This is a genomic window from Anoxybacillus sp., assembly GCF_036834105.1.
GTDB lineage: Bacteria > Bacillota > Bacilli > Bacillales > Anoxybacillaceae > Anoxybacillus.
The window spans coordinates 28,754-39,518 of the sequence record NZ_DAITON010000006.1 but is presented as its reverse complement, the minus strand read 5'-3'; the positions used below and the strand labels follow the sequence as shown (position 1 = coordinate 39,518).

General features: G+C 40.0%; 13 protein-coding genes. 11 read left to right on the top strand and 2 right to left on the bottom strand.

All coding sequences use genetic code 11. From position 1 onward, the window contains the following. Positions 1-5 precede the first annotated feature (5 nt). The 10 genes from hypD (at position 6) to V7Z64_RS01510 (ending at position 8,179) form a co-directional block, all read left to right on the top strand. Positions 6-1,097 (top strand): hydrogenase formation protein HypD, encoded by a 1,092-nt coding sequence (gene hypD, locus V7Z64_RS01555; RefSeq protein ID WP_297991899.1) that lies wholly within the window; start codon positions 6-8, stop codon positions 1,095-1,097. Positions 1,098-1,100: 3 nt separating this feature from the next. After that, positions 1,101-2,093, top strand: coding sequence for a hydrogenase expression/formation protein HypE (gene hypE / locus V7Z64_RS01550; RefSeq protein WP_297991892.1), 993 nt, complete (start codon positions 1,101-1,103; stop codon positions 2,091-2,093). Positions 2,094-2,181: 88 nt separating this feature from the next. Further along, entirely contained in the window at positions 2,182-2,976 is a 795-nt protein-coding gene (gene thyA / locus V7Z64_RS01545) for a thymidylate synthase (RefSeq protein ID WP_297991894.1), read from the top strand. A 13-nt stretch (positions 2,977-2,989) separates the two neighbouring features. After that, positions 2,990-3,484, top strand: a complete 495-nt coding sequence (locus tag V7Z64_RS01540; protein WP_297991896.1) for a dihydrofolate reductase — start codon at positions 2,990-2,992, stop codon at positions 3,482-3,484. Between the two features lie 123 nt (positions 3,485-3,607). Next, positions 3,608-4,876: a threonine ammonia-lyase IlvA gene (gene ilvA / locus V7Z64_RS01535; RefSeq protein WP_297988184.1), complete on the top strand. Its 1,269-nt coding sequence runs from the start codon at positions 3,608-3,610 to the stop codon at positions 4,874-4,876. A gap of 97 nt (positions 4,877-4,973) precedes the next feature. Next, entirely contained in the window at positions 4,974-5,225 is a 252-nt protein-coding gene (locus V7Z64_RS01530; protein WP_003397228.1) for a YpmP family protein, read from the top strand. A 128-nt stretch (positions 5,226-5,353) separates the two neighbouring features. Then, positions 5,354-6,196: a DegV family protein gene (locus V7Z64_RS01525; RefSeq protein WP_219986522.1), complete on the top strand. Its 843-nt coding sequence runs from the start codon at positions 5,354-5,356 to the stop codon at positions 6,194-6,196. 15 nt (positions 6,197-6,211) lie between these two features. Beyond that, positions 6,212-6,775 carry an SCO family protein gene (locus V7Z64_RS01520; protein ID WP_003397226.1) on the top strand — a complete coding sequence of 188 codons (564 nt, stop codon included), beginning with the start codon at positions 6,212-6,214 and terminating at the stop codon, positions 6,773-6,775. A gap of 67 nt (positions 6,776-6,842) precedes the next feature. Then, the gene (locus V7Z64_RS01515) at positions 6,843-7,607 is read left to right on the top strand and encodes an SGNH/GDSL hydrolase family protein (protein ID WP_003397225.1); all 765 of its coding nucleotides are present in this window, start codon (positions 6,843-6,845) and stop codon (positions 7,605-7,607) included. Then, positions 7,604-8,179: a YpmS family protein gene (locus tag V7Z64_RS01510; protein ID WP_297988146.1), complete on the top strand. Its 576-nt coding sequence runs from the start codon at positions 7,604-7,606 to the stop codon at positions 8,177-8,179. Before V7Z64_RS01515 ends, V7Z64_RS01510 begins: the two co-directional genes overlap by 4 nt. A gap of 27 nt (positions 8,180-8,206) precedes the next feature. Here V7Z64_RS01510 and V7Z64_RS01505 read toward each other — a convergent pair whose 3' ends face one another. Together V7Z64_RS01505 and plsY are read right to left on the bottom strand one after the other, a co-directional pair. Beyond that, entirely contained in the window at positions 8,207-9,571 is a 1,365-nt protein-coding gene (locus V7Z64_RS01505) for an RsmF rRNA methyltransferase first C-terminal domain-containing protein (RefSeq protein ID WP_297988148.1), read from the bottom strand. A 1-nt stretch (position 9,572) separates the two neighbouring features. Next, a complete protein-coding gene (plsY, locus tag V7Z64_RS01500; protein ID WP_297988150.1) occupies positions 9,573-10,154 on the bottom strand; it encodes a glycerol-3-phosphate 1-O-acyltransferase PlsY in 582 nt (193 codons plus the stop codon). Between the two features lie 140 nt (positions 10,155-10,294). Here plsY and V7Z64_RS01495 point away from each other — a divergent pair, with 140 nt between their 5' ends. Further along, positions 10,295-10,699 (top strand): CoA-binding protein, encoded by a 405-nt coding sequence (locus tag V7Z64_RS01495; RefSeq protein ID WP_297988152.1) that lies wholly within the window; start codon positions 10,295-10,297, stop codon positions 10,697-10,699. Positions 10,700-10,765: the final 66 nt, after the last annotated feature.

Here is a 10,765-nt window from a genome sequence, read left to right as displayed (position 1 = left end):
TAGAAGTGACGGATCACTCAACACTTAGTCAAACGCTGTTACAGGAAGTGAAGACGTTAGCCGATCGGTTTCAACAAACGTTCGGGCGAATACCTTCCTTCATGGAAGTGTGTGGTTCACATACAATGGCTCTCGCTCGTACAGGAGTGAAAAAAGCGCTTGAAGGATACGTTCGTCTTATTTCTGGCCCTGGTTGCCCTGTTTGTGTCACCGATCAAGTAACGATTGATGCAATGATTTCTTTGACAGATGGTGTGAATCGAATCATTTGTACATTTGGCGATATGGTTCGAGTGCCAGGATCTTATGGTACGTTGATGCAAGCGAAGACAGAAGGAAAAGATGTACGAGTTGTCTATTCTCCTGTTGATGCCGTTCGCATCGCCGAACAACACCCACATCAAGAAGTTATTTTTTTAGGCATAGGGTTTGAAACGACGATTCCGATTTTAGCTGCAGCTGTAAAAGAAGCGGAAGAGAAACAAGTAAGAAATTTTTCTATGTGGATGTCCACGAAGCTAGTGGAACCGATTTTACGCCAGTTGCTTCATGACGGAGAAGTGGCATTAGATGGATTTTTACTCCCTGGACACGTATCGATGGTAATGGGGAGAAAGCATTTTGAATTTTTAGCAACAGAATACAATATGCCTGCAGTCATTAGCGGGTTTGAAGCGCTTGATATGTTAAGTGCTCTTCGTCATTTGTTGCTGCTATCGCTTGAACAACGCGCTGTTGTATTAAATGATTACAAAAGTGTTGTGACTGAACAAGGAAATGTGCAGGCAAAATATTGGATGAATCATTACTTTACATTATGTGACGAGGCGTGGCGTGGCATCGGTGTCATTTTTGATAGTGGAATGGATTTTAAGAGTGAGTATAATCAGTTTAACGCTAAGGTGAAATTTCCTATTCCAACACGTGAACCACGTCGAACAAAATGTCGATGTGGTGAAGTGATTCGTGGTCTCATTGATCCACCTCAATGTGCGTTGTTTGGGAGAGCATGTACACCCCTCAATCCAATTGGTCCATGTATGGTATCGTCGGAAGGTAGTTGTGCAGCTTATTATCAATATATGAGGGAGGAGTAACGAATGGAGCGAATAACGCTTGCGCATGGGGATGGTGGGGAGTTAGCTCACAAACTAATTACAGATGTTTTTGTTTCTACGTTTCGTAATGAGCGTCATGCAAAGTTTGATGCCGCTACGTTTGCGTTAGGGACACATGAGCTCGCTGTGACAACGGATAGTTTTGTCATCAAGCCAATTTTCTTTCCGGGTGGAAATATCGGAAAGTTAGCGGTAGCTGGAACAATAAACGATTTAGCAGTTGTTGGGGCGATCCCAAAAGTATTAACGTGTAGCTTTATTATTGAAGAGGGGTTTCCTATTCGTCATTTAAAAACAGTCGTTCAATCGATGGCAGAAGAAGCGAAAAAAACAAATGTAGCAATTGTTGCAGGGGATACAAAAGTTGTTGAACGTGGAAGTGCAGATGGATTATATATTAATACAACAGGAATTGGCATTATTTCGCACCCGCTTGAACGGAACATGGATGAAGGGGACTCGGTTATTGTCAGTGGTTCGGTTGGAGATCATGGTGTAGCTGTATTAGTTGCACGAGGAGAATTAGGGCTTGTATCAACGATTGAGAGCGACTGTACTTCATTGTATCCACTCGTCGCAAAAGCTTTAGAGGCAAGTCAGCGCATTCGACTGATGCGCGATCCAACGCGCGGTGGGCTAGCGACCACTCTTGTAGAAATTTGTGAAGATTTCGGTGTAACGATTGAATTAGAGGAAGAATGTATCCCAGTGAAGAGAGAAGTCAAAGGGGCATGTGAATTACTTGGTTTTGATCCTCTTTACTTAGCCAATGAGGGAAAAGTAGTCATGATCGTTCCAAAAGAAGATGAACAAGCGGTGCTTGATGCGCTCCGTTCGCAACCAGAGGGAAAAGATGCTGCTGTGATTGGAACTGTTCGGGCAACAAATAAAGGTCAGCTTTTATTGCGGACGCCGCTCGGGACAACAAGACGATTATATCGATTAACAGGATTAATGTTACCACGTATTTGTTAGCCGTAGGATTGTCCTACGGTTTTTTCTTTCCTAGTTGTATGCTTTATGTCATAATAAATGACAGTATATAAAAGAAGGTGAGGGTGTTATGAAGCAATATTTACAATTACTTGAAGATATTTTACAAAACGGGGTGTATAAGGACGATCGCACAGGAACGGGGACGATTTCCGTATTCGGACGTCAATTACGATTTGATTTACGCGAAGGTTTTCCTTTGCTTACGACAAAAAAATTACATATTCGTTCGATCATCCACGAATTGCTTTGGTTTTTGAGTGGAGATACAAATATTCGTTATTTAAAAGAAAATGGTGTAACGATTTGGGACGAATGGGCAGATGAAAACGGGGATTTAGGACCGGTATATGGCGCGCAATGGCGTTCATGGAAAGGGGCCGATGGTCGAACAATTGATCAAATTAGTGAAGTGATTGAACAAATAAAAACAAACCCGAATTCCCGCCGACTTTTAGTCAATGCATGGAATGTAGGGGAATTAAATCGCATGAAGTTGCCTCCTTGTCACTATGCTTTTCAGTTTTATGTAGAAAACGGGACGTTATCATGTATGTGGCAACAGCGCTCTGTCGATACGTTTTTAGGTCTTCCGTTCAATATTGCAAGCTATGCATTACTTACACATATGGTTGCCCAACAATGCGATTTGGAGCCAAAAGAACTTATTTTTACTGGCGGCGATGTCCATTTATACATGAACCATATTGAACAAGCGAAATTGCAATTAACGAGGGAGCCGCGCCCGCTTCCAAAACTAATCATCAAACGAAAGCCTTCTTCCATTTTTGAGTATCGTTTTGAAGATTTTGAAATCGTTGATTATGACCCGCATCCGCATATTAAAGCGGACGTGTCTATATAAGGAAGTGAGTCGATTGATTTCTATTATTGTGGCCATGGATCGAAATCGAGTGATCGGTTATAACAATACGTTGCCTTGGCATTTACCAGCTGATTTAGCTTATTTTAAGCGAGTAACGATGGGACATCCGATTGTGATGGGAAGAAAAACATTTGAATCAATCGGTCGCCCCTTGCCAGGAAGAACGAATATCATACTTACACGCGACAAGTCCGTCTTGAACATCTCTCGTTGTCAAGTTATTCACTCCATTGATGGCATAAAGCAAGTCGAACAACAATACGGTCATGTATTCGTTATAGGGGGGGCACAAGTATTTGAACAAGCGATGCCGATAGCTGATCGATTGTACGTTACGCATATTGATGCAACGTTTCATGGGGATACATTTTTTCCACACATTGATGAACAGCAATGGGAGCTCTGCTCGGTACAGCCTGGCGTACAAGATGAAAAAAATCGCTACCCACATACATTTTGCATATATGAACGAATAGCTCGCAAATAACAAGCGAGCTTTATTTTTTCGGATAATTTTTAGAAAATTTACTTTTCTTTATTCGAAAATATGATATATTTTAGAATAACATAATTTTGACAACGAAATTACAAACGGAAAGGAAACGAGAAAATGGAACAACAAGTAAAACGAAAACATGGTGTATATGTAGAAGATATTTTAATTGCTTATCAAACATTAAAAGACGTCGTATACCATACTCCTCTACAAAAAAATGAATTGCTTTCAGAGCGTTACGATTGCCACGTATATTTTAAACGGGAAGATTTACAAGTCGTTCGATCGTTTAAAATTCGAGGAGCCTATTACCGAATGAAAAGTTTATGTGAAGAAGAAAAGAAAAATGGAGTTGTTTGTGCAAGTGCGGGCAATCATGCGCAAGGGGTAGCTTATTCGTGCCGAGCGCTTGGGGTGCATGGGAAAATTTATATGCCTTCTACAACTCCGAGACAAAAAGTATCACAAGTTCAATTTTTTGGGAGGGAGTTTGTTGATATTATTTTAGTTGGTGATACATTTGACGACTCTTACGAGCAAGCGCTTATTTGCGCTAAAAAAGAGCAGCGAACGTTTATCCATCCATTTGATGATGAAGCTGTTATCGCTGGTCAAGGAACGGTTGGAGTTGAAATGTTAAATGATTGTGAAGAAGCTATTGATTATGTGTTCGCAAGCATTGGTGGAGGAGGACTCATTTCTGGTGTAGGCACGTACATGAAAAGCATTTCCCCTGCCACAAAACTGATTGGAATTGAACCTGAAGGGGCACCATCAATGAAGAAATCATTTGAAGCAAACGAAGTGATTACTTTAAGTGAGATTGATCCGTTTGTAGATGGTGCAGCAGTCAAGCGCGTGGGTGAAAAGACATTTACGTTAGCGAAAGAGCTCGTTGACGATATTGTAGTCGTTCCTGAAGGAAAAGTGTGCACAACAATTTTGCAACTTTATAACGAGAATGCGATCGTTGTAGAACCTGCTGGAGCGTTGCCAGTTGCTGCGCTTGACTTATATAAAGATCACATTCGTGGTAAAACGGTTGTTTGTATTATTAGCGGAGGAAACAACGATATCGGGCGCATGCAAGAAATTAAAGAACGATCTATGATTTATGAAGGGCTTCAACATTATTTTATTGTCAATTTTCCGCAACGTGCCGGAGCTTTACGTGAATTTCTTGATGAAGTGTTAGGACCAACAGATGACATTACACTTTTTGAATATACGAAAAAAAATAATAAAGATAGCGGTCCCGCTCTCGTTGGCATTGAATTAAAGTGTCGTGAAGATTACAGTCCACTTGTTGAGCGAATGAAGAAAAAAGGATTTCCATTTATAGAAGTCAATAAAGACAGCAGTTTATTTCATTTGTTGATTTGACAAAAATTTTTTATAAATGAGTGACGAAATGTGACATACTTCGGCATAAAAATCGTGTATAATATAAGTAAATCGGTCAAAAAAGAGGATTGATATTTTGTTATTCAAAAGCCTAGAGTTCAAAAACGTAGATGGGCAAAAAGTAAAAATTATCGAAATTCCGGTACTGGAGGACGATAACCCTTATCAATTTATTGTAAAAGTTAGGTTGCAAACATTTATTGCACAAGTGTATGCGAGTGAGAAGTCGAAAAAGATATACTCGTTTAAAGAGTATTTAAAACGCGTGTTGAAGTGGCCGGTATACGAACAAATATTTAAATCTGAAATTTTAAAAAACAACGCATGAGCTGATTTGCTAAAGTGCAAATCAGCTCTTTTTTGCAAAAAATTTTATGAAACCGACGACATATCATGGGGTTTTATTATATAATTTCACCGTACACAATTTTAGAATGAAATACAGGAAGTGAAAAAATGAGTAAAGTGAAGATTGTAACAGATTCAACGGTAGACTTATCGAAAGAAACGATTGAGGCATGGGGCATTCATGTTGTTCCATTATCTATCTCCATTGACGGAAAAACATACTTAGATGGCATTGACTTAACTCCTCAAAAATTTATTGAAGAAATGAAGCAAGCGAATGAGCTACCGAAAAGCTCACAACCGTCTGCAGGACAGTTTTTAGAAGTGTATGACAAGCTAGGAGAAGCAGGATATGACGTGATTTCGATTCACATGACCGGGGGAATGAGCGGAACGGTACGTTCTGCGGAAAGTGCAGCGGCCATGACAAAAGCCAACGTTACAGTCATCGATTCTCGTTTCATTTCTCTTGCGCTTAGCTTTCAAGTGTTAGAAGCGGCAAAAATGGCTGCTGAAGGAAAAACGGTGGCCGAAATCGTTTCACGTCTTGATGCGATCCGTGCGAATACGCATTTGTTTGTCGTTGTCGATACGCTCGAAAATCTCGTGAAAGGTGGACGGATCGGACGGGGAAAAGCAATGATCGGTTCGCTACTGAACATTAAACCGATCGCTTCGTTAGAAGACGGTGTATATACTCCTGTCACAAAAGTTCGTAGCCAGTCTCAAATCGTCAAGTATTTAACAAATCAATTTGTGGAGCATACGAAAGGAAAAACAATTCGAGCAGTAGGGATTGCTCATGCAGACGCACTTGATTTGAGCGAACGATTAAAACAGTCGATCGCAGAAGCAACAGGATGGACGCAAACTGAGATTGTATACACTACCCCGATCATTTCAACGCATACAGGGCCAGGGGCGATAGGATTTATGTATTATACGGAGTAGGGAGGGAAGCAAAAGTTGAAACGTTTATGGCTGTTTGTTGTATTACTATCTGTTCTCGTTGCTTGCCAACAATCGATTCCAGATGCAAAAAACTGGCCAATTGAAGACTTTACGTTCACCGATCAAAATGGTCAAACATTCGGTCTAGCTGATTTAAAGGGAAAAGTGTGGATAGCTGATTTCATTTTTACACGATGCGCTGATGTTTGTCCACCGATGACGGCTAATATGGCGAAGCTACAAAAGATGGCGCAAGAAAAAGGGATTGATGTCCATTTTGTTTCATTTAGTGTAGATCCCGAAAACGATACACCGGAAGCGTTAAAAACATATATTGAAAAGTTTCAAGCGGATGAGAATAAATGGCATTTACTTACAGGGTACACACAGGAAGAGATCGAGCGTTTTGCCCAAAAAAACTTTAAAACTGTTGTAAAGAAGCCGCAAGAAGGAGATCAAGTCATTCACGGTACAGACTTTTATCTTGTTGACCAAAACGGAACGATTGTGAAGTATTATAGCGGATTAAATGACGTACCTTACGAAGAAATTTTAAAACATATTGACATGTTACAATAGGAGATACAGACAAAAATGATGATCTAGTCATTTTTGTCTTTTCTTTTATGGGGAGGAGATGAAGCGTATGAACAAGTTTCTCCTTTTGCTCTTTTGTTTCTGTTTGGCTGGATGCTCTTCTATACAGACAGTGAAAGAAGAAACTTTACAGCGGACAGAGGAAAGTGTCCAACAGCCGCTACCTCGTAATTTGCATATAGTAGCGTTAGGTGATTCATTGACAGAAGGGGTAGGCGATGATCAAGATGGATATGTCACGCTAATAAAGCGATATATGGAAGAGCGAGAAGATATAAATGAAGTATTTGTGAACAACTTCGGGAAGCGAGGATTGCGTAGTACACAACTGGCAGATGTAATTATAAATAATGAACCATTTATTCGACAAGCGGATCTTATTTTTATTACGATTGGTGGAAATGATATCATGAAAGTTGCTCGCTCACATTTTTTAACTTTGACATACGATTTATTTGTAAAAGAGCAGGAGGCATTTGCTTCCCGACTTCATGAGCAATTGCAACTTCTTCGTCATATGAATGAAGATGCTTACATTGTGCTTATCGGATTATACAATCCGTTTTCCTCAGCATTTCCAAATATACCGGAAATGGATGACATCATACACATGTGGAATGAAGGGAGTAAACAAGTCGTTTCGCGCTATGATTATGCGTTATTCGTTCCTATTGCAGACTTGTTTGAAGGGCGTGACGACGTATTGTATGACGATCAGTTTCATCCAAACGCGCGCGGTTATGAGCGAATGGCGCAACGTATATACACATATTTACAAAAACATGTTGAATGGCTAAAGGAGAATGAACAGTGAAGACCGTAAAAGTAAAATGGAAACATTTGTTTTTTGGTTTGTTAGGAATAAATGGTTTGCTCATCGCTTTGTTATTTTTTTATATGTTTCAGCCATCTTCTTCCCCAAGTATTCCAAGCATTGAAGGAGAAGGTCCAACATTTACTGTTCAAACATCGAAACAACATCTTAATACGTTAGTGAATGCATACATTCAGAAACATGAAAAAAAAGGTCAATTATCTTACGATGTTCAACTGGCTGATCGGCTGTATATAAAAAGTGTAATCCCGGTATTTGGGAGGCCTGTAGATTTAACAATGGCATTTGATCCGGTTGTCGATGAGCATGGACATATTGTGCTTGCTCAGCCAATGATGACGTTCGGCCAACTTCGTTTACCTGTACCGTATGTTTTAGCGTATATAGATAAACATGCTTCTTTGCCGGATTGGGTGAAAGTGGATGCTAAACAAGAGCGCATTTACATCGTCGTAAGCGACATTCAGATTAAAAAAGGGTTTGTGTTAAAAGTGAAAACGTTCGACTTGAGTAAAGATGATATTACTTTTACAGTTACGATCACAAAATAAAGGATGTCCCTTTTAACGAGGGGCATCCTACTTGATTCGTAACCCTTTAGGGTAAAAGTTTTTTACAATTCCTTTTACTTCTTTTCCCCAACCGAGCGAGTACCCGTCAATAGTCATCAATACCCATCCACGGTCTTCGTTAGTTTGTAATGTTTCCCCCTTCATATATCGGATACTTTCTTCAAAAGTGAGAGAAACATAAGCTTGTACTTGTTGTGGTGTTAATGCCATAGCTAAAGCATGATTAGGTTCAAATCGGTTTTTTTTCCATTCACCAATATGAAGCCCAGGACGAACGACTTTTAAACCATCTAATCGCGGGCAAAGATGTGGAAGCGCAAATAAGTGTGTGCCGAACGTGTACATCGTTCCTTTTATTGTTGTTTGTATCGTATTGTTGGAAAACGTCTCATAATCACGCCACATCGCTTTAGATACGTTAGGAGTCATAAATTTTCCGTTCCATCGTTTTGTTTCTCCACGTTTGCGCATTTTTGCGACGAAATGTCCTTCTCCTTTTAGATGATGGGGCCATAACCTTGCTGTATGTGCTATTTGTTCATTGTTTGTGCTTGTCCAATCAACAACACCTGATTGGACGCCGTGTTCTTTTTGAATCGGAATTAACTCCATATCATCATAAGTCGCTAAAAACCAATCAATCATTTGTTCATTTTCTTCTGGGGAAAATGTGCACGTCGAATAAACGAGTATCCCTCCTTCGTGTAACATGTGATAGGCGCATGATAAAATATGTCGTTGCGCTTGGGTGCATTTTTGAACATGATCTAAGCTCCAAAATGAGATCGCTTCTTCATCTTTTCGAAACATTCCTTCTCCGGAACAAGGGGCATCAACTAAAATTTTATCGAAAAAACCTTCAAATGTTTCCGATAGTTTTTCAGGCGTTTCATTTGTCACGATGGTGTTTGTAATTCCGAGCCGTTCGATATTTTCTGATAGAGCTTTCACACGTTTCGGATGAATTTCATTTGCCAATAAAAATCCTTCGTTATTCATCATTGCTGCGATTTGTGTCGTTTTTCCTCCTGGAGCCGCGCATAAATCAAGAACTCGTTCTCCTGGGGATGGGGCAAGCACTTCCGCTACAAACATCGCACTCGGTTCTTGAATATAGTATAATCCAGCCGCATGGTACGGATGTTTCCCTGGCTGCGCATCATGATAATAAAATCCTGTTGAACAAAAAGGAATAGGCTCAAGGTTCCATGGACTGATATGTAAAAATGTCGATGGTGAAATTTTTAACGAATTGACGCGCAATCCATTTGCTTTTTCTTCGTTGTATGTCGCAAAAAAACGCTCCGCTTCATCGTGAAGCAAAGCATTCATTTTTGTTACAAATTGTTTTGGTAAATGACATGTTGTCACGTTACAACCACTTCACTTTCGGTTCGGTTTTGTTTAAAATCCGTTTCACGTTTGCTCGATGACGATAAAATACGAACAATGTTAATAATGTGACGACGATGCGCAAAGGCACATCATCTGTCGAAACAAATGCATATACGGTCGCATATACCCCTGTTAACATCGATGAAAGCGAGACGTATTTTGATACATATAGAATGAGGAAAAAGACGGCTAACATCGTCATGAAAAGCATGGGTGAGTAGAACAATAAGACTCCACCAGATGTAGCGACCGCTTTCCCACCACGAAATTGAGCAAATACGGGGTATGTATGACCAAACACAGCAAACATCCCTGTAATAAGGGGATGAATATCTACAGAAAACAGTACGGGTAAGCTTGCCGCTAACGTCCCTTTTAAGATGTCGGCAATTGTAACAATTAGTCCCGCTTTTACTCCGAGCACGCGAAATGTATTTGTCCCACCTAAATTTCCGCTCCCGTGCTCACGTATATCAATTCCGTATCCAATTTTCCCGACAAGCAAGGCGAACGGAATCGATCCAAGTAAATAACCGATAATTATAAGCAAAATGGACATCGTATGCACCCTTTACTCCATAAATATTTCCTCTTCGAATTGAGGTTCTGCTTTTATTGTAACATGCTTTTTTAAAAAATGAAGGCAGGATTATTTTTTTACATGAAGAAATACTAGTTTATCATAGGGAGGTTGAGCACATGAATCCAAGTCGTGAACAGATTAAACAAATATTAGACAAGGCAAAGCGAATTGCTGTAGTAGGATTATCGAATCGTCCAGAACGTACATCTTACATGGTTGCAAAAGCGATGAGAGAGGCAGGGTATGAAATCATCCCAGTCAATCCGCTCATTAGAGAATGGGAAGGTATCCCAGCTGTCGCTACGTTAACTGATATTGAAGGGCATGTAGATATTGTGAATGTATTTCGTCGGTCTGAACATTTGCGTGAAATTGCTGAGCAGTTTGTACAAATTCATGCGGACGTGTTTTGGGCGCAATTAGGTATATATGATGAAGAAGTGTATCGTTACTTGACAGAAAAAGGGTATACGGTTGTGATGGATCGCTGTATCAAAGTAGAACATGCGCTCACACGTTAAAAACGACCATTCTTTTTGTAATGGTCGTTCTTTTTCTTCATCATCTTCAGCTTGGAATGAGCGGGA

Coding starts and splice junctions, on each gene's coding strand:
- ilvA (WP_297988184.1), top strand. CDS start 3,608: ATGGAACAACAAGTAAAACGAAAACATGGTGTATATGTAGAAGATATT.
- V7Z64_RS01525 (WP_219986522.1), top strand. CDS start 5,354: ATGAGTAAAGTGAAGATTGTAACAGATTCAACGGTAGACTTATCGAAA.
- thyA (WP_297991894.1), top strand. CDS start 2,182: ATGAAGCAATATTTACAATTACTTGAAGATATTTTACAAAACGGGGTG.
- V7Z64_RS01495 (WP_297988152.1), top strand. CDS start 10,295: ATGAATCCAAGTCGTGAACAGATTAAACAAATATTAGACAAGGCAAAG.
- plsY (WP_297988150.1), bottom strand. CDS start 10,154: ATGTCCATTTTGCTTATAATTATCGGTTATTTACTTGGATCGATTCCG.
- hypE (WP_297991892.1), top strand. CDS start 1,101: ATGGAGCGAATAACGCTTGCGCATGGGGATGGTGGGGAGTTAGCTCAC.
- V7Z64_RS01515 (WP_003397225.1), top strand. CDS start 6,843: ATGAACAAGTTTCTCCTTTTGCTCTTTTGTTTCTGTTTGGCTGGATGC.